This window comes from Pseudoalteromonas sp. Hal040 (genome assembly GCF_037162425.1).
GTDB classification, from domain to species: Bacteria; Pseudomonadota; Gammaproteobacteria; order Enterobacterales; family Alteromonadaceae; genus Pseudoalteromonas; species Pseudoalteromonas gelatinilytica.
This window is the reverse complement of the sequence record NZ_JARLUU010000001.1, coordinates 825,552-850,637: the sequence shown is the minus strand read 5'-3', so window position 1 is coordinate 850,637 and position 25,086 is coordinate 825,552. Positions and strand designations below refer to the sequence as shown.

Annotated in this window: 15 protein-coding genes, 7 tRNA genes, 1 other RNA gene and 2 pseudogenes; 5 read left to right on the top strand and 20 right to left on the bottom strand. The window is 42.8% G+C overall.

Annotation, left to right across the window (positions count from 1 at the left end; all coding sequences use genetic code 11):
* Positions 1-92: 92 nt before the first annotated feature.
* From gcvH to P4S60_RS03865, 3 genes are all read right to left on the bottom strand, one after another.
* Entirely contained in the window at positions 93-482 is a 390-nt protein-coding gene (gcvH, locus tag P4S60_RS03875; RefSeq protein ID WP_062570365.1) for a glycine cleavage system protein GcvH, read from the bottom strand.
* A 51-nt stretch (positions 483-533) separates the two neighbouring features.
* Positions 534-1,616: a glycine cleavage system aminomethyltransferase GcvT gene (gene gcvT / locus P4S60_RS03870; protein ID WP_063700514.1), complete on the bottom strand. Its 1,083-nt coding sequence runs from the start codon at positions 1,614-1,616 to the stop codon at positions 534-536.
* A gap of 180 nt (positions 1,617-1,796) precedes the next feature.
* Complete coding sequence (locus P4S60_RS03865; RefSeq protein WP_188726905.1) at positions 1,797-2,396, bottom strand: hypothetical protein; 600 nt, start codon at positions 2,394-2,396, stop codon at positions 1,797-1,799.
* A gap of 124 nt (positions 2,397-2,520) precedes the next feature.
* On the opposite strand from P4S60_RS03865, the gene P4S60_RS03860 reads away from it, so the two are divergent.
* Both P4S60_RS03860 and P4S60_RS03855 read left to right on the top strand, forming a co-directional pair.
* Positions 2,521-3,366, top strand: a complete 846-nt coding sequence (locus P4S60_RS03860) for a LysR family transcriptional regulator (RefSeq protein ID WP_054560757.1) — start codon at positions 2,521-2,523, stop codon at positions 3,364-3,366.
* 698 nt (positions 3,367-4,064) lie between these two features.
* Entirely contained in the window at positions 4,065-6,215 is a 2,151-nt protein-coding gene (locus tag P4S60_RS03855) for a TonB-dependent receptor family protein (RefSeq protein ID WP_337115056.1), read from the top strand.
* A 614-nt stretch (positions 6,216-6,829) separates the two neighbouring features.
* On the opposite strand, the gene nagP is transcribed toward P4S60_RS03855, so the two are convergent.
* The 5 genes and pseudogenes from nagP to P4S60_RS03830 all read right to left on the bottom strand — a co-directional run bounded on the left by nagP (position 6,830) and on the right by P4S60_RS03830 (position 12,601).
* Positions 6,830-8,134, bottom strand: coding sequence for an N-acetylglucosamine MFS transporter NagP (gene nagP / locus P4S60_RS03850; protein ID WP_337115054.1), 1,305 nt, complete (start codon positions 8,132-8,134; stop codon positions 6,830-6,832).
* Between the two features lie 203 nt (positions 8,135-8,337).
* A pseudogene (locus tag P4S60_RS03845) lies at positions 8,338-9,505 on the bottom strand (FAD-dependent monooxygenase).
* Positions 9,502-10,683, bottom strand: coding sequence for a 2-octaprenyl-6-methoxyphenyl hydroxylase (gene ubiH / locus P4S60_RS03840; RefSeq protein ID WP_337115052.1), 1,182 nt, complete (start codon positions 10,681-10,683; stop codon positions 9,502-9,504). Before ubiH ends, P4S60_RS03845 begins: the two are co-directional and overlap by 4 nt.
* An 8-nt stretch (positions 10,684-10,691) precedes the next feature.
* Positions 10,692-12,017, bottom strand: coding sequence for a Xaa-Pro aminopeptidase (gene pepP / locus P4S60_RS03835; RefSeq protein WP_337115051.1), 1,326 nt, complete (start codon positions 12,015-12,017; stop codon positions 10,692-10,694).
* 20 nt (positions 12,018-12,037) lie between these two features.
* Positions 12,038-12,601: a UPF0149 family protein gene (locus P4S60_RS03830; RefSeq protein ID WP_063700525.1), complete on the bottom strand. Its 564-nt coding sequence runs from the start codon at positions 12,599-12,601 to the stop codon at positions 12,038-12,040.
* Positions 12,602-12,795: 194 nt separating this feature from the next.
* Here P4S60_RS03830 and ssrS point away from each other — a divergent pair.
* Positions 12,796-12,979, top strand: a non-coding RNA gene (ssrS, locus tag P4S60_RS03825) — 6S RNA.
* A 322-nt stretch (positions 12,980-13,301) separates the two neighbouring features.
* Here ssrS and P4S60_RS03820 read toward each other — a convergent pair.
* From P4S60_RS03820 to P4S60_RS03810, 3 genes and pseudogenes are all read right to left on the bottom strand, one after another.
* Positions 13,302-16,383 (bottom strand): annotated as a pseudogene (locus P4S60_RS03820) (efflux RND transporter permease subunit).
* Positions 16,383-17,681 carry an efflux RND transporter periplasmic adaptor subunit gene (locus tag P4S60_RS03815; RefSeq protein WP_337115050.1) on the bottom strand — a complete coding sequence of 433 codons (1,299 nt, stop codon included), beginning with the start codon at positions 17,679-17,681 and terminating at the stop codon, positions 16,383-16,385. Before P4S60_RS03815 ends, P4S60_RS03820 begins: the two are co-directional and overlap by 1 nt.
* A gap of 2 nt (positions 17,682-17,683) precedes the next feature.
* Positions 17,684-19,090: a TolC family protein gene (locus P4S60_RS03810; protein ID WP_337115049.1), complete on the bottom strand. Its 1,407-nt coding sequence runs from the start codon at positions 19,088-19,090 to the stop codon at positions 17,684-17,686.
* A 131-nt stretch (positions 19,091-19,221) separates the two neighbouring features.
* Here P4S60_RS03810 and P4S60_RS03805 point away from each other — a divergent pair, with 131 nt between their 5' ends.
* Positions 19,222-19,455 carry a hypothetical protein gene (locus P4S60_RS03805; protein WP_337115048.1) on the top strand — a complete coding sequence of 78 codons (234 nt, stop codon included), beginning with the start codon at positions 19,222-19,224 and terminating at the stop codon, positions 19,453-19,455.
* Positions 19,456-19,629: 174 nt separating this feature from the next.
* Here P4S60_RS03805 and P4S60_RS03800 read toward each other — a convergent pair.
* From P4S60_RS03800 to P4S60_RS03770, 7 genes are all read right to left on the bottom strand, one after another.
* A tRNA-Phe gene (locus tag P4S60_RS03800) sits at positions 19,630-19,705 on the bottom strand.
* A gap of 113 nt (positions 19,706-19,818) precedes the next feature.
* Positions 19,819-19,894, bottom strand: a tRNA-Thr gene (locus tag P4S60_RS03795).
* A 51-nt stretch (positions 19,895-19,945) separates the two neighbouring features.
* Positions 19,946-20,021, bottom strand: a tRNA-Phe gene (locus tag P4S60_RS03790).
* Between the two features lie 26 nt (positions 20,022-20,047).
* Positions 20,048-20,123 (bottom strand) — tRNA-Thr (locus P4S60_RS03785).
* A 57-nt stretch (positions 20,124-20,180) separates the two neighbouring features.
* Positions 20,181-20,256 (bottom strand) — tRNA-Phe (locus P4S60_RS03780).
* Positions 20,257-20,370: 114 nt separating this feature from the next.
* A tRNA-Thr gene (locus tag P4S60_RS03775) sits at positions 20,371-20,446 on the bottom strand.
* Positions 20,447-20,516: 70 nt separating this feature from the next.
* Positions 20,517-20,592 (bottom strand) — tRNA-Phe (locus P4S60_RS03770).
* A gap of 313 nt (positions 20,593-20,905) precedes the next feature.
* On the opposite strand from P4S60_RS03770, the gene P4S60_RS03765 reads away from it, so the two are divergent.
* On the top strand, positions 20,906-23,677 hold the full coding sequence (locus P4S60_RS03765; protein ID WP_337115047.1) for a hybrid sensor histidine kinase/response regulator: 2,772 nt from the start codon (positions 20,906-20,908) through the stop codon (positions 23,675-23,677).
* Positions 23,678-23,717: 40 nt separating this feature from the next.
* Here the strand turns inward: P4S60_RS03765 and P4S60_RS03760 are convergent, their stop codons facing one another.
* Both P4S60_RS03760 and mutY read right to left on the bottom strand, forming a co-directional pair.
* Positions 23,718-23,990: an oxidative damage protection protein gene (locus P4S60_RS03760; RefSeq protein WP_063703501.1), complete on the bottom strand. Its 273-nt coding sequence runs from the start codon at positions 23,988-23,990 to the stop codon at positions 23,718-23,720.
* A 15-nt stretch (positions 23,991-24,005) separates the two neighbouring features.
* Positions 24,006-25,082, bottom strand: coding sequence for an A/G-specific adenine glycosylase (gene mutY / locus P4S60_RS03755; protein WP_442961473.1), 1,077 nt, complete (start codon positions 25,080-25,082; stop codon positions 24,006-24,008).
* Positions 25,083-25,086: the final 4 nt, after the last annotated feature.

Here is a 25,086-nt window from a genome sequence, read left to right as displayed (position 1 = left end):
CTATAAAATCATAAAAGCCCCTGTGAAACCCAAGCTACGCATTTAATTAGCTGGGGATCTAGACGGGGCTTTTAGTCGGCGTGACTAATTAATTAGTCTTCGTCGATTGTGTTAGCGTAGCCTTCAGCGTCTAACAGGTTATCAAGCTCTGATGTGTCAGATGCTTTGATACGGAATAACCAACCGTCAGTGTACGGGTCGTTATTTACTGTTTCAGGCGAATCTTCAAGATCTTCGTTGATTGCAACGATTTCACCGCCGATTGGTGCGTAGATGTCTGATGCTGCTTTTACAGACTCAGCTACTGCGCAGTCTTCACCCGCGTCAACTTCATCACCAACTTCTGGTAATTCAACGAATACCATGTCGCCAAGAAGTTCTTGTGCGTGCTCAGTGATACCTACAGTAAACGTACCGTCACCTTCGTCGCGAACCCACTCGTGTGAAGTAGCATATTTTAATTCGCTTGGGATATTGCTCATCTTTTTGTTCCTTTGGTTTATATTGGGTGATAACACCAAATTTTTTATAGTTTAGATAACTGATTTGCCGTTACGTACAAAGCAAGGTTTAACAACCTTAACGTTAACCAGTTTTTTACGCATCTCTACTTGGGCTGTTTCGCCAGTTGAACGCGGAACGCGTGCTAGCGCAACACTGTGACCAAGAGTTGGTGAGAATGTACCAGAGGTAATCACCCCTTCACCACCTTCAACGATGACTTTTAAACCGCTACGCAATACGCCTTTTTCTTCAAGCACTAAACCAACTAGTTTATCTGTGCTCTTGTCAGCGCGTTGCTGTTCTAATACTTCACGACCGATAAACTTACGATCTTCTGGCTCCCATGCGATTGTCCACGCCATGTTTGCAGCAAGTGGAGAAACACTTTCGTCCATATCTAGGCCGTAAAGGTTCATACCCGCTTCAAGACGTAACGTATCACGTGCACCTAGACCCGCTGGCGCTACGCCTGCGTCTAGAAGTTGTTGCCATAAATCAGCAGCTTGATCGTTAGGTACTACGATTTCATAACCATCTTCGCCAGTATAGCCTGTTGTCGCAATAAATAAATCACCTGCTTGCACACCAAAGAAAGGCTTCATACCTTCAACAGCAGCTTGTTGCTCTGCGTTAAGTACTGTTGCTGTTTTAGCACGTGCGTTAGGGCCTTGAACGGCAATCATTGCAAACTCAGGACGCTCAGTAACTGTTACTGCGAAATCAGCCGAAACGTTAGCTAAATGCGCTAAATCTTTTTCACGTGTCGCTGAGTTAACAACTAAACGGTAGTTTGTTTCTGAGAAGAAGTAGATGATAAGGTCGTCGATTACGCCGCCTTCTTCGTTAAGCATACCTGTGTAAAGTGCTTTACCCGGTACAGTTAACTTAGCAACGTCGTTTGCAACTAGCTTACGTAAGAACGCTTGTGCTTGCTCGCCTTGAACATCAACAATTGTCATGTGAGATACGTCAAACATACCTGCATCTGTGCGAACCGCATTATGCTCTTCGATTTGTGAGCCGTAGTTGATTGGCATTTCCCAGCCGTGGAAATCAACCATTTTTGCGCCAGCTTCAAGGTGCTTAGCATGTAAAACTGTTTTAGAAGTCATAATATTCCTTCACTTTTAAATTAACCCACAAGTTGTGGGGCGTGGCCTCAATTTAATGAGGGGGAATAACATGGGCGGCGATTATACATTAGTTGCACAGTTGTCACACCCAAATTGCGATTTTGTAACTAAAAAACAGCTAAACACTCAAGTGCGTAGCTGTTTTAAAAATTTTATGTTTTAAGCAACGTTGGCTAAGGCTAAATCAAAGCCGAGCTGCTGTAAGTGCGTTTGCCATTTATCAAGCTCTGCTTGGCGCGCCACCAGCTGAAATTGCTGTGTTGCTTGGTTATCTATGGCGGTAATAAATACCTCACCGCTTTGTGCACCATAGCAGCTGCGCATGTCTGATAAACGCAGTCCCGGCGTTAGCTTAAAGCTGTCGACCAAGGCGTCAAACGCTTGCTCACCACTTAGGGTTAGCGCGCTTAAATCGTCACGCATTACATAATCAATGTCGTAACGTAGTTGTTGCTCATTAATAAGCGACTGTAATTGCACGCTGGCATCTTTACCTAATACAAAACGAAATGCGGTTTCGTTAAAGTAGTACAGGGCATAAGCGTAGCCGCTTGTTAGGTCATCGTCTAATGAACTACGTAAGCCTAAACCGCTGGCGGTTAGCTTATTAATATCAAGACCTAAAATAGCCGTTAAAAATGGGATTGCTTCAGTGCCACTAAAATCCATAATGGCAGTATCGCTATTAGCTTGTAGCACGTTGTCTGCTGGGGTCTCAGCTTGGCTGTGGCGAGCAAACATTATTGGCGTAAAAGTCATATGTGACACCTATCAATCATTAATGGCTGAAGTATATTGCGCCGTGCTAGCAACAACAAATTGTAATTATTTATCAATTGATAAATAATGCTTATATATACAGCCCTATAAATAGAATTTTTTAATGAAAAACATTTCTACCGATAGTTTACGTACTTTAGTCACCGTTGTTGAAGTTGGTGGATTTGCCAAAGCGGGTGAATTATTAGGGCTATCGCAACCGGCTGTGAGCTTACAAATAAAGCGCCTTGAAGACATGCTGGGCCATAAGCTGTTTAAAAAGCAAGGTCAGCGCCAAGTGCTTAATCAATATGGCGAATTGCTTATGCCATTAGCAAAGCAAATGCTGCAACAAAACGATGCCATTTTGCAGCAGTTCACCAGCGAAAACGTGACCGGTAAAGTGCGCTTGGGGATCCCCAGTGAATTTGCTGCACGTATTTTACCGTCGATCATTGGTGACTTCGTGGCCCTCTACCCTGACGTATCGCTCGAAGTGCGTTCTCGTTTGAGTAAGCATTTATTGTCGGTCTCGCGCCAAGATCAATTCGACTTAGTGTTGGCATTAAACGAAGAGCTCGAATCAGCCAAGTTCCCAATTTTTATGCAAGACCAACTAGTATGGGTGGGTGATTTAAACCTTGCACAAAACGATGTGGTAACGCTTGTAACCGCCCCAGAGGGATGTATTTATCGCCGCCGCGCAATCGAAGCACTACAAAGTGCGGGTATTAAATACCGCATTGCCTACAGTAATGCCGACTTAACCGGCCTAACTGCGGCATTAAAAGAAGGCTTAGGCATTACGGTACTCGCAAAAAGCACCGTACCGAATGAGCTTAACTACCAACTACAAACCAAAGACCTCCCCGAGCTTGGTCAAATCGGTATTAGTTTAATTAAACGCACCGACGACCCCGGCACTGCCGTAGACAAACTCGCTGAATTCATCGCCCTACGCTTGACGTAGGTGTGAGTTGCGAGTTAGCAAGTTAGCAAGTTAGCAAGTTAGCAAGTTAGCAAGTTAGCAAGTTAGCAAGTTAGCAAGTTAGCAAGTTAGCAAGTTAGCAAGTTAGCAAGATTATAACTGCGAATTTATATCCCGTGATTCAAGGAATAATCACAAAGAGGAAAAGAGACGCTACGCTTTAGAGGAAAGTAATTATTAGTTTTTTGGGTTACTCATTCACTTCTCATGGTCTTCTCTTTGTGCAAAAGAATACTGAACCACATAGAAGAACTGTAAATTACGCGGGGTAAACCCGCTGCTACCGGTTAGGCGTTAAAACGCCTCCTCCACCTCGGAACTCGTACCTTTACCCTTTACCCTTTACCCTTTACCCTTTACCCTTTACCCTTTACCCTTTACCCTTTACCCTTTACCCTTTACCCTTTACTCTTTCTAACTTGCTAACTTGCTAACTTGCTAACTTGCTAACTTGCTAACTTTTAATCTGATAGCTGACGGCTGAAAGCTCCAAGCGTTAAGTTTTACTTAACACCTTCCCAAATCCAATATCGTAATACAATACTACTGTATTTCTTATACCTTATTTAATTCAAAAGCTTACAGTTCAGACCTGTTTTAGTACAAATAGGATTGATTCGCATTATTTTACATGTTTAAATTGCGCCCGTTAAAAATATCTAAACACTACAGGACACACAATGACACCTAAGTTTATTGTTTCTACGCTTTCGACTGCGGTCGCTTTATCTCTAAGCGCTAATGCTTTTGCAAAAGATGTAACTAAAGAAGAGAAGAACTTCGAACAAATCACTGTAATTGGCTCTGCATCTGCAATTAACGATATTCCTGGCTCTGCTACTTTTATTGGTGAGCAAGAACTAGAAAAGTTTGAATATACTGATATCTCACGTGTTTTAAGTGCTGTACCGGGTGTATATGTACAAGAAGAAGACGGCTATGGCCTTCGTCCTAACATCGGTATGCGTGGTACGGGTACGGGTCGTAACGACAAAATCTCAGTAATGGAAGATGGTGTACTTGTAGCACCAGCACCGTACTCTGCGCCTTCTGCTTACTACTTCCCTACAATGGGTCGTATGGAGTCTATCGAAGTACTTAAAGGTGCGGCGTCTGTTAAGTATGGCCCACGTACAACAGGCGGTGTTTTAAACTTAGTTTCTCGTAGCTTACCGACTGAAGGTTCTAAAGGTTTACTTAACGCTGAACTTGGTAGCGACGGTTTCTATAAAGGTCATGCATACTTTGGTAAAAAGAAAAACAATGCTGCGGGCCTTGTAGAAGTATTCACTTACGGCGCAGATGGCTTTAAAGATTTACCAGTTGGTAGCGATAACACTGGCTTTGAAAAGAACGATTTCTTATTAAAGTTTGGTTTTGACTTTGGTGATAACGAAGCCCACAGCCTAGAAATGAAGTTAAAGTACTCAGATGAGCGCTCTGACGAAACGTACATGGGTTTAACAGATGCTGATTATCAAGCAAACCCATACCGTCGTTATGCGGCTTCGCAAAAAGACGAAATGAACACGCAGCACAATGCATATCAAATTAACTATGCATACCGCTTTGGTAAAGGTTACGAGTTACTTGCTACAGCTTACCTAAACGACTTCCACCGTAACTGGTATAAAGCAAGCAAAGTGGGTGTAAGCGATTTAGAAAAATACAGCGAGTTTGAAGCAAACCCAACGAGCGAAGGTATTGAAGGCGTTGCAGTAAAAGCAAACAACCGTGATTACCAAGCAAAAGGCTTACAAACTGAGTTCCATATTCCTGCTGGCGATCACTACATCACTGTGGGTGCACGTTACCATGAAGATGAAATGGACCGCTTCCAATGGCAAGACAAATACACGCTTAATCAAGACCTATCAATGACGCTAACTGAAAAAGGCGTACCGGGTTCTGATAGCAACCGTGTAGACAGTGCAGAAGCGACGACCCTATTCATTCAAGATGAGTGGACAATTGATGCGTTAGTTATTAGTGCAGGTCTTCGCTACGAAGACATCACAATCAAACGTGTTGAATGGGCAAAGTCTGATCCATCACGTGCTAACGGCTTAACAAAAGATATCAGCAACGACACTGAGATCTTAGTACCATCACTAGGTGCTACTTACACTGTAAGCGATAACCTAACGCTTCTTGCTGGTATTCAAAAAGGTTACGCACCAGCAGCCCCTGGTAATGCGGATCAAGAAGAAGAAGAGAGTGTTAACATTGAGCTTGGTGGTCGTTACGATTACGCGGGCATTCAAGGTGAAGTGATCTACTTTAACTCTGACTACACAAACATGCACGGTAACTGTACTGCCGCTGTTGGTTGTAACGACAACAACATTGGCGACCAATACAACTACGGTGAAGTATCTGTGTCTGGTTTTGAGCTAAGCGCAGGTAAAGTATTTGCTACTAACGCAGCTTCATTCCCAGTACGCTTAACTTACACTTACACTGATTCTCAGTTTGACAATGCGTTTGAATCAGATCTTTGGGGTAGCGTAGAAAAAGGCGATGCAATGCCATACGTGCCTGAAAACCAGTTAGCGCTTTCAGTGGGTGCTACGTTCTCAAGCTTCGTATTCGATACGCAAATGCGTTATGTGTCTGATGCACACGCAGATTTAACAGACTCAGGTCGCAATGCAATCGACAGCCGCGTGGTATGGGATTTAGCAGCTAAATACCTCATCGATGACAAACAAAAAGTATACCTAACAGTAGATAACCTGTTTGACAAAACCTACGTTGCAAACCGTGCAAACGGCGGTATTCAACCAGGTAAACCACGTACCCTACAACTAGGTTACAGCTACTCGTTCTAATAAAACGACTTAGCGAAATATCAAAAGCCGTGTGATGAAAATCCCACGGCTTTTTTGTGGGTGAGAGTTGCGAGTTTTCAAAATTGTAGCAGCGATTTTATATCGCGTAGGAATGGTTAAAGGTGCTAGGTGCTAGGTGCTAGGTGCTAGGTGCTAGGTGCTAGGTGCTAGGTGCTAACAGCATAGTGTTTTTTTTGGGGTTAGAATACCTCCCCCTTTGACTTTTTTCGGCGTTAAAACGCCTCCTACAACTCGCATCTCGTAAACTTTCCCCTTTACTCTTGCTAACTGGCTAACTTTTCAATCTGATAGCTGACGGCTGAAAGCTGATTGCTCTTATGTTCATCGCGCGAAATAAATTTCACGCCTACGGGTATGCATTTCACTGAGACTGCGTGCAGGCTGATCTGACTTATAGCTTAATGCATAAGGCTCTGTTGATTTAATCTAACTTCTAACCACTGATATCTAATATCTCTTTTTCGGCGTTAAAACGCCTCCTACAACTCGTATCTCGTCCCTCGAAACTCGCTAACTTGTTTATTTACACACAAAAAAGCCGCGGTGATGGGCGTACCGCGGCTTTGCCTAACTTGAAAAATTAGTTTGCAGGGTTATTTCCAACTTCTCATCTTATGGCCTTTTAAGGCGTAGAATAAAATGAATACATAACTTGGGATCATCACAATGTAAGCGCCTTGTGCGCCTAGGCCTGCTACGTTTCCTAAACCGATTAATAATGGGCCTAGTGCACCACCAGCAATACCCATGATCAATAAGCCTGATGCAGTGCCTGTTAAGCGACCTAAGCCAGCTAAAGCCAGTGGCCAAATTGCAGGCCAAACCATGGCATTAGCAAAGCCTAATAACGCAATGCATAACAATGGGTCTGGTAATTGTGGGCCACCAAATGGCACTAATAATAGGTTTGAAATAATGAACGAGTCATTGCTACCAAGTACCACTAACAACACGGTGATAATACCGGCAATACACGACATTAATAACGCCGTTTGTTGGCTCATAAAACGTGGAATAGTCAAAATACCAATCGCGTAACCAATCAACATACACGCCATGGTGTAAGAGGTCATAACTGAGTAATCAGCAACGCCAATTTGTAATGCGTACGAGCCAATGGTGTCTGCTGCAATAACTTCAACAGCAACATATAAAGCAATACCCACCACACCTAAAACTAAGTGAGGGTGCGCAAGGGCTTCTTTAATTTCGCCTTTACCGTTTGATGTTTCGTCTTCATCAAACACTAAGTCTGGTAATGGTGCAAATTTCGCAAACGCAGCAAATAACATGATTAAACCTGCAATCAATACATAAGGCATAATCAGGCTATTTGCCATCATGTCTTTTTGCTCTTGCGATAATTTACCTGCACCATCAACAACGCCGCTCACGACTACAGCAGCAAAAATAACAGGCACAATAACACCCGCAAATTTGTTTAATAAGCCCATGATACACACACGTACAGCGGCTGATTTCTCAGAGCCCATTTTCACCACGTATGGGTTAACAGCCGTTTGTAGCACGGTTTGTCCAACACCTATCATTAACTGTGCGAACAAGAAAATTTCGATCATTTGCAGTTTTGCAGCGGGAATATACATCAGCGCCGATAAAGCCATAATCGCACAGCCAATCGCCATGCCATTCTTATAACCAACGCGTTTGATCAGCATCGCCGATGGGATGCCTGCAACTGTTACTGCAATATAAAAAGAAGAGATGATAAACGAAGCTTGTAACGGCGAAAGCTCAAGCATTTGCTGCAAAAATGGTGTGATTGCACCATTAAGCCACGTTATACACCCTAAGATAAAAAACATTGAGCCGGCCAATACCATTGGCAGCCAGATGCTTTGTTTTGTGTTGTTGTCACACTCAACCGTTGCTTCCATAATTGTTCTCTTAGTTTAATTATTTTTATTTGGTTGGAGATTATAGCGCGATAAAGCTGCTTAATTTCCATACCAATCACAAAAATTTAATCATACACTAACAAAAATGACAGCGCTATCATTTTGCGTTCATATAAGTGCAAAAAAGCCGCAGCTAATTGCTTAGCTGCGGCTTAAACTAAATAGTAACAACTAGTTAGATGTTATTTACCAATCGCTTCTTTTGCGAACAAATGTTTAATTGGGCCAAGGTTATCAACTAGGCTTAAGCCAACGCCACGTACGAGTTTTTTCAGTGGGTTAGCGCCTGCAAATAGCTCTTTTAAGCCTTGCATCATGGCAATGTGTTTTTGCGCATCAAGCTTGCGAGTACGTTCATAATCACGCGACTGTGCGTGCACTAGCAAACTCACCTTGCTCATTACTTAATAGCTCAATCAAATAGGCGGCGTCTTTAAGGCCAAGGTTCATGCCTAAACCGGCTAATGGATGAATGGTATGCGCTGCATCGCCCATTAAAACCACTTTGCCCGACACCCACTGCTGGGCATAACGCATCTTAAGTGGAAACGCCATGCGCTCACTTTGCACTTCACATAAACCACATTGGCCATCGAGTGCTGCCATAACCGCTTTATTAAAGTGGCTATCATCAAGCGCTAAAAGTGTGTCGCAATGCTCTGGGCTTGTTGACCAAACAATTGAGTGCGTCTGTTTATCTGGCAAGGGTAAAAACGCCAGCGGCCCGGTTGGCAAAAACACTTGGCGTGCCGTGTTGTTATGCTCATCAGCGGTTTTGACCGTGGCAACAATGGCGTGATGGTCATAATCTTTAAAAGTAATTGGCATGTTGAATTGCTTGCGAATAGCCGAGTTAGCACCATCAGCCGCCACTAATAGTTTAGCAATCACAGGCTCGCCGCTTTCAAGGGTAATAAACACATCAGAGTCGGTTTGATGAATTTGCTGATAGCGGGTTTCGAACAATAAAGTGGCATTACTTTGCTTTTCAAGTTCGCTAATTAACGCGTAGCGAATAATGTCGTTTTCGACGATATGACCGAGCTGCGGTAAGTCGAGATCGTTATGATCAAAATGAATTTTGCCAAAGCTGTCTTGATCACGTACATCCATCGACGTATAGGGTGTAGCACGTTGTTTAATGATCTCTGGCCATACATTTAATGACTCAAATAAACCCTGACTAGCCAGGCTCAATGCGCTCACGCGAAGTGCATAATCATCACCCGGTAAGGTTTGATTTTTACTCGCATCAATCACCACAACGCTGATATCTGCTTTTGCTAACCCAAGTGCTAGCGTAAGGCCAACACAACCACCACCGACAATACAAACTTGTGCTTGTTTCATATCCGTTTACCTTGCTTAACCTGACCCATAAGCTGTTTTGCCAGCGGGGTTTTTAACGAGGAGAATAAATCCATTGAGAAAAGGCCAATGCTGCGACCCAGCGCGAGCAATCGCGATGAGTTTGAAAACAAACGCACTAGGCTGTCTGTGAGTGTCATCACGGTCGTAATATCTTTACTGCGAGTTTGGCTGTAATAACGGGTAAAGCCGTAATCACCAAGATCGCTTCTATTTGCCATATCACACAATAATTGCACATCACGCAGGCCTAAATTAAAGCCCTGCCCGGCAATTGGGTGAATAGCATGCCCTGCATTACCAATTAATACTGTACGATGGCTACTCAATGATTCGGCTTTACCATACACAAGCGGATAACTTGCACGCATACCCACTTTATTAAATGAACCGCCGCAGTAACCAAATGCTTTTTGCAACTCAGCTAAAAAGGCATCGTCTTCAAGTGCCATATGGTGCTCAATTTGCTCAGGTTCCATGCACCACACCAGTGAGTATCGGTTATTGCTCATTGGCAACAATGCCATTGGGCCGTGCTCAGTAAAACGCTCAAAGGCATGATGATGATGACCACCAGCCACTTCGATGTTGGCAATAATCGCCGCTTGCTGATATGCGCGGGTATTAAATTCAATATTAGCTAGTTTACGGCTTTGCGAATGAGCACCATCGGCAATCACCACAAGCTTTGCGCTTAACTGCTCGCCCGAGCTCAGCGTGATGTTGGCACAGTCGCTTTGGTATTCAAGCTTGGCAACCGTATCAGGGCAAAACAAACTAACATCAGTACGCGTAAGTTGCTGATGAAGGCTGCGCCCAAATGGGTTCACTTCGACCACATAACCAAGGGCATCATGACCGTATTCTTGGCAATCAATATGCGTTTTACCAAAATGACCACGATCAGATACAGTGACTTTTTTAATCGCTGCCGCAAATGGCGCTTGGCAATCAAACGCATTGATTGATTTTAAGTACTGAACAGACTGTTGAGCAAGCGCAATGCTTCTATCATCAAAGCTAGGGTGATAGTCTGCGCTTACTTCATTTGCCTCAATTACAGCGATTGATAACTGCTTATTGCTCTGTTTTAGGCCCAGTGCACAACTTGCACCCGCCATTCCACCGCCGATAATGACAACATCAAACTGCTTTGCCACGCTTGCTCCTAGCCTTTGTTTGCTTGCATCACTGCTTCAATGTCACTAATGGTTTTAGGAACCGAAATGGTCAGGTTTTCATGGCCATCTTGAGTGACAAGTAAGTTATCTTCAATACGAATACCGATGCCTTTATATTGCTCTGGTGCTTTTGCATCTTCGCTAATATATAAACCCGGTTCGATGGTGAGCACCATGCCCGGCTCAAATACTCGCTCTTTTTCATCAAGCTTGTATTCGCCAACATCATGTACGTCTAATCCTAACCAATGACCAAGACCATGCATGTAAAACGCTTTACATGCTTGGTTTGCCATAAGCTCATCAAGCTCGCCGGTTAAAATACCTAAATCAATAAGCCCTTGCGTTAATACCGTTGAAGCCAGTTCATTTGCTTTAGATAAACTACCGCCCGGCTTAACTTGGCTAAATGCTGCTTCTTGAGCTGCTAATACAATGTTGTAAAGCGCCGCTTGTGGTTCGCTAAACTTGCCATTGATTGGGAAAGTACGTGTAATATCTGCCGCATAACCTTCAAGTTCACAGCCAGAATCAATTAATACTAAATCGCCATCTTTTAGCTCAGCATCATTTTGTGTGTAGTGCAAAATATTGGCGTTATCGCCACTGCCGACAATCGTGCCATAAGCAGGATGACGAGCACCATTCATTGCATAATGATGATGAAGCTCTGCTTCTAATTGGTATTCAGTTGCACCAGGTTTGGCAAACTGCATAGCGCGAATATGGCCTTGTGCACTAATTTCGCACGCTGTACGCATAATGTTTAATTCTGCGTCAGATTTAAACAAACGCATCTCATGCACTAAACCACGAATATCTTTAATGGTATGTGGGGCTTTATAGCCTTTTTTAGGTGCGCCGCGAAGGGTACTTAATAAATCCCAAATTTTTGCATCAAAATTTGCGTAAGTGCCTTGTGCATAAAATAAAATCTGCTGGCCGTTCACCAAATCTAATAATTGTTCATCTAGTTCACTAAGTGGACAAGTTGCGTCGAATAAGTACTCAGATTTAGCTTTTTCGAAGCCAATTCTACGGCCATGCCAAATTTCAGCTAGTTTGTCTTTGTTACGGCAAATTAGGGTACTTGGTGTATCGCTCGACGGGCAAAGCACTAAAACCGCATCCGGTTCGTTAAAGCCTGTTAGGTAGAAAAAGTCACTGTCTTGGCGAAATGCATATTCAGTATCACGGCTACGTGTTACTTCTCCTGCCGCAGGAATAATAGCGACACTGTTTTTATCCATCATCGCAAGCAAGCGCTCGCGACGGGCTTTAAATTCAGCTTTATCGATTGCAATAGACGACATGCTAAACCTCTGTAATTTGATTAGTGAAGAGTCTTCTTAGGGTTTTTATCTGCTGGTTCTTTACCTAGCTCAGCAAAACACAACAGCGCAGAAACACGTACATACTCAATCACTTCGTGCAGTGCTTGGCTGTCTTCTTCGGTCTCTTCAAACATGGTATCTAGACGGGTAATTTCACTAAAATCGCTGATCACTTCTTTCACATCAGCTGATAACTTGCCGTAGTCTTTTTGCTTTAAACCAAAACCAAGCATAAAACCCGATACCCAAGATACTAAGCCATTGGCTTGATCAAGCAGTGTTTCATCATCGCTTGGTAAGAATAGGTCAAACTGAAATTCTTCATCACTAAAGCTGGCAACAACCTGAGAATACACGTTAGCAAAAAAGGCTTTTAAATCTTTACTGAAGGCAATGCCGTCGTTGAATACATCGCTTAATAAACCTAAGTATTCGTCGGCTTCAATATTGATGCCACAGGCTAATAAACCACTGATCACACCATGGGCTTCGGCTGGTGCGACAAAAATTTCATTCTTTTCTAATAACAATTGGGCTTGTTGGTAATCAGGTAACGTGCTCATAACTTTTTCTTTGTTCGGCTAAGTAACGTCATGCTACCACTCGATAAATCTCAACTCCAATTAATTGTATGATTGAGGTCAAAAAGCAATCTGAAAAGTAAATAAGCAGTTAAAGGTGGGGAAAAACTACGCGAACGATCCGCTTTTTTTGCTTATATGGTTTAAGGATTGAAACTTGTCTTATATACTGAAGGTGTTCCCTAGGGTGCAGGAGCTTGGTTAAGTCCCTGAGCCGATAAATTTTATGTTAGGGTTTCTGTTCGTTTGCTATTGTGCAGGCTCGGCATGTACCGAGAAGCCTACGGCATACCGCAGATTCCCGCCCTGAAACCTCAAGGTTTCAGGACTGACACCGGGCACCGCATACTTGGGGAACACCATTTCTATTTAGTTTCAAGTTTCAAGTTTCAAGTTTCAAGTTTCAAGTTTCAAGTTTCAAGTTTCAAGTTATCAATACTTTCCCTATATTTCACTTTTACAAGAAATTTTAGTTTTCGGCGTTGAAACGCCTCCTACATCTCGGCACTCGTTAACTTTACTCTTTCCCCTTGCTAACTCACTAACTTTATTCTTTTAAAACAAAAAACGCGGGATAAATCCGCTGCCACATCGTTACCTGTAGCAGCGGGTTTACCCCGCGTCCTAGAACCTAGCTCCTAGCGCCGAATCTCAACCAAGCGCTAACTGTTAACTTCGAACCCTACTTAAACCATCCCTGAAAGCGCTCCATTAATAGATAATTAACTGGCACTAATAGCAAGGTAATAAGCGTTGCGAAGATGATCCCAAAGCCCAGGCTTACGGCCATTGGAATAAGGAATTGTGCTTGCGTTGCTTTTTCAAATAACAGCGGCATTAAACCAATAAAGGTGGTTAAACTGGTTAGCATTACTGGACGAAAACGTGCCGCACCGGCAAGCTTAACGGTTTCAAGTAAATCGCCGCCCTCTTCGCGCTTCTTATTGATAAAATCGACCAATACTAGTGAGTCATTCACTACAACACCTATCAAGGCTAGCATGCCAAGTAGGCTCATAATGGTTAACTCCATGCCCATTACCCAGTGACCCATTACCGCACCTATCATGCCAAACGGAATAACACTCATCACAATTAATGGCTGCATATATGATTTAAACGGTATCGCTAATAACGCATAAATAATAAAGAATACAAACACCAAGCCCCAAGCGAGTGAACCAAATGATTCACGCTGCTCTTTAGCTTCACCTTCGAGCGAGTAATCAACACCTGGGTATTGCACCATTAGCTCATCTAAGTAGGTTTTTAAGTCTGCTTGCAGTACCGTCATATTGGTATTTGATTTTTCAACATCGGCTGTTACGTTCAATGTGCGATAGCGATCAATACGATAAATAGACGATGGACTTTGCCCCGGTACTAAGGTCGCCACATGCGACAATGGCACTGTGCCACCCGTTGGGGTTTTAATTAAAATATCAGTTAAATCAGCAACTGAACGACGCTCTTCAATTGGCAAACGCACCATTACACGCACATCATCGCGACCACGTTGAATACGTTGAACTTGCGCACCAAAGAACGAATTACGCACTTGCTGCGATACATCAACACGGTTTAAACCAAGTGCCAAACCTTGCTCTGTTAGCTCAATTTGCAGCTCGTCTTTACCATCGGACATGCTATCAGCAATTTCGTACACAGTTGGGTAAGTTGCTAAACGCTCTTTTACCTTTTCTGCCACAGCTTCAAGGGTGTCGATTGAGCTGCCGCTTAGCTGCACATCAATAGGGTCTGAACTGCGACCAAATTCAGCACGGAAAGTCACACTCTCTGCGCCCGGTATAATACCGATAAGGTCACGCCATTCACTGGCAAGCTCTCGAGAGCCAATATCTGATTCACGTTTTTCGGCTGGTGTAATTTCAAAGCGCACACTACCTGTATTTGACGAACCACCTCGGCCACCCGTGGTTGCCAAAATATTTAAAATCACGCTTTGGCCATCTTCATCACGATACTTGTCTTGTAGCTCTTTGGCCTTATCTGACATATCGATGATGTATTTGTTGGTCACTTCAAACGGTGTTCCAGCAGGGAATGTTAGCTCTGCGCGAACAGTTTCACTTGGAATACGCGGGAAGAATATAAACTTGGTCCAACCGCTGGTGATCAGGGTCAAAATGATAAAGAAAATACCGACGAACAAGCTGACCGTTGCTAATTTATTCTTTAGCGCAACATTTAGTAGCGGCTGATAATACTTCATAATGGCGTGTTCAAAGCCATCGGCAAAACGCTGCTGAAACTGCTGCAGTTTTGACGGATTTGCTTTTTCACTACGTAGTTTTAAGTACTTTAAGTGAGCCGGCAGAACAAATTTAGACTCAATTAAAGAGAACAGTAATACTGGAATAACGACAACAGGAATTTGCGCAAATAAGGCACCACGGTTACCTTCGATAAAAGCTAATGGTAAAAATGCGGCAACCGTTGTTAGTACACCAAAGGTAACGGGTGTCGCAACTTCTTGCGTACCACGAATAGCAGCTTGTTCACCATTTTCGGCTGTTTTTAGGTGGGTGTAGACGTTTTCACCGGTCACAATGGCATCATCAACAACAATACCGAGTACCAAAATAAAGCCGAATAAACTCATTACATTAAGCGTAATACCAAAAATTGGCATCGCTAAAAACGCGCCCATGAATGACACAGGGATACCAATAAACACCCAAAACGCAATGGCAGGACGCAAGAACAAGGTAAGTAATGCAAGAACTAAAATACCACCTTGAATAGCATTGGTTGTTAGCGTCGCAATACGGCTTTTCACGATTTCAGAGTCGTCATCCCAAAAGCTTAATTCAAACCCTTCAGGCAGCTGGCTTTGATGCTCGGTAATGTAATTTTTTACTGCATCAGCAACTTCAATCGCACTTTGCGGACCAATACGGTACACATCAATAAACGCCGCTTGCTTACCATTGAAGCGAGTACGAACTGGGGTTTCTTCGAAGTCATCGGTAATACGGGCAATGTCGCCTAAGCGAATAATGGTACCATCAGCTTGGTACTTCACCACAACTTGAGCAAACTCATCTTTACGATAGGCTTGGCCTTTTGAACGAATGAGTACATCACCCCCTTCCGTTTTTAAGTTACCTGCTGAAACATCGGTACTTGAATTACTAATTGCTGAAGAAATGTCCGATAAGCGTAAATCGTATTGGCGCAATGTATCTTGGCTTACTTCAATGGCAATTTCGTAATCTCGCACCCCACTTAGCTCTACCTGAGTGATTTCTGGCAAGCGTAATAAGTCATCACGTACATGCTCGGCATATTCTAAGGTTTCTTTTTCGCCGTATTCACTCGACACAGTAACCGCGATTACTTCACGAGTGCGGCTGCGCGAGTGCCACAACTGGTTTTTCGGCATCAACCGGAAAAGTATTGATGGCATCAACCCGGCTTTTAATATCGGCTAATAGCTCCCGTGGGTCATAGCCGGTATCGACTTCAATTGATACAGAGGCAGAACCTTCTGATGAGCGGCTAGTGATACGCTTGATCCCTTCGAGATCTTGCACCGCTTCTTCAATACGGATAGCGACACCTTTTTCAACATCTTCAGGTGTTGAGCCACGTAGGGTAACACTTACACTAATGCGGTCTGCTTCAAATGACGGGAACACTTCGAGTGGTATTTGCGTCGATACGCTAAATAGCCCCGCTAATAAAATGCTGATCAGCAATAAGTTTGCTGCAACATGATTTTTTGTAAACCAAGCTATCATTATTGCGCTCCTTGCTCACGAGCAGCGCGGCGTTGTTCAATTAGTTTTTCAACTGTAATACCTTGCTCTTTTGCTTGCTTTTCAAGCTCTTCACGGCTTGGACGCTGTGCTTTACCACGTGTAGCTTGATACGCTTCGCTTCCCATTACCGTCACTTGGGTACCTGAGCTAACTTGACCAAGCGGCGTAATCACTAAATGATCCCCTGCCGATAAGCCTTCGGCTACCATGGCATGATTAGCGTTTTGCCAAGCTAGTGAGATATTTTTACGACGCAGTACACCTTGCTCTTCAACATACACATAAGTGCCTTGGTAAATTGCGCTGTTTGGGATCACAATGGCATTTTCCACCGCCTTGCCGGTAATTTGCGCTTTGATGTACTGACCAATTTTAATTGGGTATTGATTCGCAGAAGTGGCTTTGTAAGGGTCATTAATTTGTGCAACCACGTAAAGCTGCTGTGCGCTTTCATCAATGGCCCCTTCGGTGCGAATAACTTGACCTTGCCATTGCTGTTTACCAACGAGATCTGAGCTAAATTTAACGAGTGAACCGGCACTATTTTTAGCACCATCACGAAATTGTTCTGGTAAGTTAATGAACGGCAGATCTTTATTTTTGATTGGTAAGCGAATTTCAACGCGGTCAATGGCATAAATGCTGGCAAGTTCCATGTTATTACTCACCACTTGCCCTAAATCTACGTCGCGGCTTAAAACTCGCCCCGCGTATGGAGCTGTAATTTTTGTACGCTCTAAATCAAGTTTCGCTTTTTCAAGCGTCGCTTGAGCTGACAATACACTTGCTTCGGCTGCTGCAAGTTGTGGCTTACGCAGTACCAGGCTACTTGCTTGTTCGCCCTTACCTAAGCGCTCCCAATCGGTAACTGCTTGGCGACCACGAGCTTGCTCTTCGAGTAGGCTTTGCTCAGCGGTTAATAAAGCCGCTTGTGCTGATTTTACTTCGGCGCGGTGATCTCTATCATCTAGTTGCAGCAACACATCGCCTTTTTCAAAAAAGCCACCTTCACGAAATTGCTCACTAATTTCGATAATTTGCCCTGAAGCCTGCGCGACTAACATACTTTGCGTACGTGGCTTTACGGTGCCAAAGCTATCAATCATCACCTGATAGGTTTCTGGTATTAGGGTTTTAACAGCCACATTCACTTTTGCTTTTGGCGGTGAAGAAAAGCGGTTTGCTTGAGGCGGGTTGCCTTTTATAAACATGATAAGCAGTACCGTCACAACGATCACTACCAATGGAATTAAAATTTTACGTGTCTTGCTATTCATGATTATTGCTCTGCTACTTCGCTGTTTGCTTCACTAAAATCACCACCAAGGGCAATATGTAAGTTGATTCTGTTGATAATTAATTGGTTTTTAATTTCAATTACCGAGCTTTGCGCATTAAACGAACGGTCTTGTGCATCGAGTACCGTGGTGTAGGTAACCAAACCACTTTGATATTGTTCAAACGCTAATGCCTCTGCGGTAATGGCATTTTCTTGCGCTTCTAAGGTTTTTTCGTAGCGGACTTTAAGCGCTTGCTCTTGGCTGATGGCTGTTTCAACATCGTTAAAGGCATCATAAAGTGTGGCAAGATAAGCCTGCTCTTGGCGCTTAACGTTTAGCCTTGCTTGTTCTTCATTGGCTTTTAAGCGGCCACCTTCAAAAAGCGGCATCGAAATGCTACCAATCAGCGACCACGCTAAGCTTGAAGGCGAAAATAAGTCGCTCACTCTATCTGTGCTATCACTCATTGATGCAGAAAGATTCAAGCTCGGAAAACGCTGTTTATGCGCATAAGCAAGACCAGCATCGGTGCTAAGTAATTGATACCAGCTTGCCATTAACTCAGGTTTGCGAGTAATAAGCTCTGAAGGTAAACCAAGCGGAATAGCACTATCGAGTAGTGGTAAATCTGCGCTAACGCTTAACGCGCCAGTTGGGTATTGGCCTGTTAAACGCTCTAAATCGCGAATCGATTTAGTTAACGTTGCTTGCTGCGCCGCAATGTTCGAGCGCTCAGTGTTTAGCTCATTACGAGCAAGGTAAACATCAAGCGCTTCATTTAAGCCTTGCCGATATCCTGACTCAATAATATCTAAATTTTTCTCAGCGTTTTGCTCACGCTGCTTATATAGCTCAAGTAATTTGTGGTTCGTAATAACATCAAACCAACCTGCTACCACATCAGCGACTAATTGTTGTTTGCTTTGTGCAAAGGTGGCTTTTTCAGCTAGGTATTCTAGATTTGCTTGTCGTTCTGAAGCTGATAATTTACCCCATAAATCAACTTCGTAGCTTAATTCTAGTGACGCTGAGCTGGCGTTGTTATAACTAACAGGGCGGTTATCTTTACTACGACTCGCACGTGTTGATAAATCAAGGCTTGGCCATAAATCTGCCCCAGCAGCAATAAGCTGCTGCTCTTTAATCGCAACATCGTAACCTGCTTGTAAAATAGCTTGATTATGGGCTAATGCTTGCTCAACTAAATTAAAAACTTGAGGGTCGTGCAATTGCTGCAACCAGTTATCTTCAACAGCAAGCGCCTTATCGCCCGAAGGGAGTTGCTGCCATGCACCCGGTACGGTCTTAAGTTCAGCAACTCGTTCATTGTGAGTCGGCTGGCTCGCACATGCACTTAGCAAAATTACACTTAAAGCCAATAAACTCGGCTTATATTGCCAATTCATTCTAAAAACCTGAAAAACATCTATTTATGAGTGTAATTCAAGCACCACGTTAAGTTTTGCTCAACTGACTTTACATAACATTACACTGCCTGACATTTGGGGACGATGAATGGTAGATAAATGGAGATAAGTTGCAAACTATCAGCTATCAGCTATCAGCTATCAGCTATCAGCTATCAGCTATCAGCTATCAGCTATCAGCTATCAGCTATCAGCTATCAGCTATCAGCTATCAGCTATCAGCTATCAGCTATCAGAACTTTGATCTAGCTTCTCTCTTTTACAAGAGTTTATTAGCGTGTAATAAATTTAAATATACGGATGAGCATTTATCTGAAACTGAGTGTAGGCACTTTTCAATCTGACTTCTGACTTAAGGCTTCTTTACTCTTTCCCCTTTCTAACTCGCTAACTTTTCAATCTGATAGCTGACGGCTGAAAGCTGATAGCTCTTTAAATTTCACGCCTACGGGAAGTAAAATCGTGATTTGGAGGGGACAGAAACAAAAAAGCCTCGCGATTGCGAGGCTTTGAATTAATGGTGCCCAGAGGCGGAATCGAACCACCGACACGAGGATTTTCAATCCTCTGCTCTACCGACTGAGCTATCTGGGCGATATGTAGTTTTATGCAGAATATCCACAAGGATTTTCAATGCAACTCCCGATGGCTCTACCAACTGAGCTATCTGGGAAAAACAATTAGCTAAATGCTAACTATTAAATAAATGGTGCCGACTATCCGAGTTGAACGGATGACCTACTGATTACAAGTCAGTTGCTCTACCAACTGAGCTAAGTCGGCACACTAGAGTCGTGTGCGTTTTGCACTTAATCACGTTGTGATTATAAATAATGGTGCCCAGAGGCGGAATCGAACCACCGACACGAGGATTTTCAATCCTCTGCTCTACCGACTGAGCTATCTGGGCATTTTAAACTTTCGTTTAAATATAAATGGTGCCGACTATCCGAGTTGAACGGATGACCTACTGATTACAAGTCAGTTGCTCTACCAACTGAGCTAAGTCGGCACACTAAAATCGTGTGCGTTGTGCACTATAATCACTTTAAAAGAGATTATCAAATAATGGTGCCCAGAGGCGGAATCGAACCACCGACACGAGGATTTTCAATCCTCTGCTCTACCGACTGAGCTATCTGGGCAATATTTAGTTTTATGCAGAATATCCATAAGGATTTTCAATGCAATTCCCGATGGCTCTACCGAGTGAGCTATTTGGGCATAACAAAAAGCTAGAAGCTTGATGTTTAAATAAATGGTGCCGACTATCCGAGTTGAACGGATGACCTACTGATTACAAGTCAGTTGCTCTACCAACTGAGCTAAGTCGGCACACTAAATCTGTGTGCTTGGCACTATACTGATGTTTAAATCATAAGTTAAACACCAATATACTAAATAATGGTGCCCAGAGGCGGAATCGAACCACCGACACGAGGATTTTCAATCCTCTGCTCTACCGACTGAGCTATCTGGGCAAATTTTAAACGCATTTATGAGCAACAAATTTGGTTGTCGCTGTCTGGGCGTGCGGCGTATTAAACGGGTTTTGCCCTCTCAAGTCAACTTTTTTTTGAGGATTCTAACTGTTTGCACAGTTTTCAATCAAGATTGCTGTTTTTAATAGTTTTTAGCTTATTTAATCTACAAATTTTGTACTTTTTGGTTGACCCTCATCATAAAAGAGTTACCTATGTTAAAAACGTGGTGAATTTTTCTTCATAGATGGTAGGATTGTCTAATAATCAAGAATATGCTTACTGTTGCTGTATAATTAGTTGGACTAAAGCCATGCCAAGTAAATCGAATTCACCTGTAAAAGGCCTATTACCGCTTTTTATAATCACGAATCTTGTCATCACCCTACTTGCGGTTGTTGCTTATTCTTTTTATCCAACGAGTGAATCGTCTCAGCAAGTTAGCAAACCAACCATCACAACACAGCAATTATCGAATCAGCTTTCCGCACCTCTAATTAGTGCGTTAACTATGCCTGGCCAAGACAAAGTAAAAGAAGTGCTCGATTTAAGTCAGCTACTTAATGATGGCTTTGATTACTATTTATATCGCTATGAATTTAACGGCGATGTATCGCTTGTATACGCTAGCAATAAAGAGCTAGTTGAAGCCAGTAAAGTTAATCAAAAACTAGAGCAAAACACCCTTATTCATACGGTGTTAGAGTTTAATGATCAACCTGTTGGTGAACTAATCATTAAACAACACCCGATTGTAGAGCCCATTGCGCAGTCGGCAGGTCTTGCATACGGTTTAGCCGCAATTACTTTAGTCGCACTGGCTATTTTGTCTTTTGCTTTAAGTATTTTTATTAATAAACGTTTTACGAAAAGCAGTGAGTCATTAAGCACAGAACTGATGGCTATCACTAACAATGCTGACTACCAAGCTCAAGTGAACGAAGGCCTAGATTTTGGTTTGGACTCAGTAGCAAAAAATATCAACTTGCTGCTAAATAAAGTGCAATCAGCCATAACAGAAAACAAAGCAGCACAAGCCGATTTACAAGCATTACAAAGTGGCTTAGAAACCGAAGTGCAAAATAGAACGTTGGCACTTGAGCAAGCAACTTTAAAAGCAGAACAAGCAAACGAAACCAAAACGACTTTCTTGGCAACCATGAGCCATGAAATTCGTACCCCAATGAATGGTGTTATTGGCACAATTGATTTACTTCGCCAAACAGAGCTTGATGGGGCGCAACATAGATTAAGTACAATTATTCGCGACTCTGCATTTTCGTTATTAGGGATATTAGATGACATTCTTGATTTCTCGAAAATCGAAGCGGGTAAACTGAATATTGATAACATTCCTTTTTCAGTATCAGACACCATTGAAGAAGTAGCTCGTGTTTTATCTTCAGTGGCCAAAAAGCGTGACCTTGAACTAGAGTTGGCTATTGCCCCGGATATTCCGACCAATTTGATTGGTGATACGGTGCGTGTTCGCCAAGTACTTTATAACCTATGTAGTAATGCAATTAAGTTCACCAGTACTGACGAAAAACACAAAGGCCATGTGAAAATTTCGGTAGAGGTAGCCCAAAACACCACTGATCACTATACCCTTCGTTTTAGCGTATTAGATAACGGTAAAGGTATGACCCAAGCGCAGCTTCGCGAAATCTTTAACCCGTTTATACAAGCTGAGGGCTCAATTACCCGCGAATACGGTGGGACGGGTTTAGGGTTATCGATTTGTAAGAGCTTAACGGAGCTAATGCTAGGAACGATTTCTGTTACCAGTGATTTAGGTATCGGCAGTGAGTTTGTTGTTGAACTCCCATTTAGTACTCAAGGCAAAGTTGAGTACGCACACAAACAAGTAATGAAAGACCAACGCGTTGTCGTTGTAACCAACCATGATGGTCGTAAAAAACTACTTACCCGCTATTTGTCATTTATGGGTGCTACGCCTGTCATTGCAGACAGCAGTGATAAAATCGAAGCTGAGCAAGATAAAAAAGATATTATTTGGATCCTCGATGGTATTGAAACCATGGAAGATATTAACTATATCTTACGCCGCCTACTATACACCCTAGAAGACAATAAACAGCAAGTTATTGTGTTAAGCAAACTCGATGAAGCCGCTGTTAATCATAAAAATATCTTTTACTTAAACGCTGCACCGCTATGTAAATCTAACTTTATGATGTCGTTACTTGTGGCAGCAGGTTTACATAAACCAAAACAGATTGCTTCTGCTAAGTCATTTAACGACTACCTGAGTGTTGATAAAGCCCGCGAAGAAAACAAACTTGTATTGCTTGTCGAAGATAACGTATTAAACCAGCAAGTGTTGACCGATCAGCTACATTTATTGGGTTATGGCGTCGAAATGGCTGAAAATGGTGAAAAAGGCCTCGAAGCATGGCGAGAAGGCAGGCACTCAATTATCTTGACCGATTTACACATGCCGAAAATGTCAGGCTACGATATGGTTGAAAAGATTCGTCATGAAGCATCGCAACTTGAAGATATCAATGCTCAACCATATGTGATTGCTATAACCGCCAATGCCCTTAAAGGGGAAAAAGAGCGCTGTTTAAACATAGGTATGAACGATTACATTACCAAACCTGTAGAACTAAATGTGCTGGAAGCAACGTTACATAAATGTGCTTACAAAACAAATCCAGAGGCTACCAAGCTCGAAGTTAAAAGACCCGCAGCCCCGATTGATATGACCATGCTGGCTAACTATGTAAACAATGATGAAGCTAAGAAACTACGCTTTTTCAAAATGTACTTAGAGCAAAGCAATCAACTGAGCAAAGAAGTTAACAGCGGTGTTATTGAACAAGACTTAGAGGCCATTAAATCAGCCTGTCATCAGCTCAAATCTATCTCAAAAACGATTGGGGCGATGAAAGTAGCAGAGCTTGCTGCTGAGTTTGAAGGGCGTTGTAAAGATAACGAACAACCACCTACAAGTGATGAATTAATTGCGCTAAGAGACAGCTACGAAATTGAATACTCTAAAGTGGCACAGTTCTTAAAAGAGCAAATTCAAAAAGCCGAACAAGAAACAACAAATTAAAAAAGGGCCGATTGGCCCTTTTTACATTTAATATCTTGGTTTATTTTTCTGGTGGACGGTAGCCTTCGATTTCTACCTCTTTACCTTCAAATAAGAAACCCACCATTTGCTCTTCTAAAAAAGCACGGTGCTCTGGGTCCATCATGTTTAGATGCTTTTCATTGATCAACATCGTTTGTTTATGTTGCCATTGGCCCCATGCTTCTTTACTAATGTTGTTGAAAATCTTTTCACCAAGCTCACCTGGGTATAGTTGGAAGCCTAAGCCTTCAGCTTCTTTTTGTAACTTTTGACAAAATACTGTGCGTGCCATAATTGCTCTCTACTCTTATTGCGTGATGCTATTGTAATCTATTGCGCTTAATTGTTTAACCAGCTTTTTCGTTGGCGCTGCAAGACCCACCTCGACAGACTCATCAAGCGGATACCAAACTAGTTGCCGTTCATTGATAAGATCTGGAATACTCGGCAAGGTTAAAACATATGGGTTGATAGTCAGCTCAAAATGCGAAAACACATGGGTAAAGGCCTCCAGTGCCAGCGTATTGCTAGATAAGCCATGCTGAGCTAAAAATGATTCGAGCTCAGTTAACTCGCTAAACTCAAAAAAGCCAAATAAACCACCCCATATCCCTGAGCTTGGGCGCTTTTCCATAAGTACTTTATTATCGCAAGCCAGAATAAGCTGATGACATGACTTTTTCGGCACTGCCTTTTTCGGCTTTGAATGCGGAAACTCTTTCACTTTACCTTCGTTATAAGCAAGGCATTTGCTATTTAATGGGCAAGGCTCACAGTCAAATTTACTACGTGAACAAAGGCTTGCACCTAAATCCATCATTGCCTGATTAAACTCAGTGACCGACTCTTTAGGCGTTAATTGCGATGATAATGACCAAAGCTGATTTTCGACCTTTTTCACGCCATACCAGCCTTCAACCATAAAAAAACGAGCTAATACGCGTTTAACATTACCGTCTAAAATTGGATGGTGTTGACCAAGCGATAAAGACAAGATAGCCCCTGCCGTTGAGCGACCAATACCCGGCAAGTCCATCACCTCTTCAAGCGTACTTGGAAACTCACCTCGGTATTTATCACGGACTATTTTTGCCGTTTTATGTAAGTTACGTGCACGGGCGTAGTAGCCAAGGCCAGTCCAGTGATGCAATACCTGATCTTCATCCGCATTGGCGAGCGCAATAATGTCAGGAAAGCTTTGCATAAACTTTTCGAAGTAAGGAATAACAGTGACGACTTGAGTCTGCTGTAGCATGACTTCAGAGATCCATACCTTATAAGGGGTTTTATTTAACTGCCATGGCAGCGTTTTACGGCCGTGAAGGTGATACCAGTCAACAACTTGGTTCGCAAACCAGGTTGACTCCTTATTACTTAAATTCAAAATA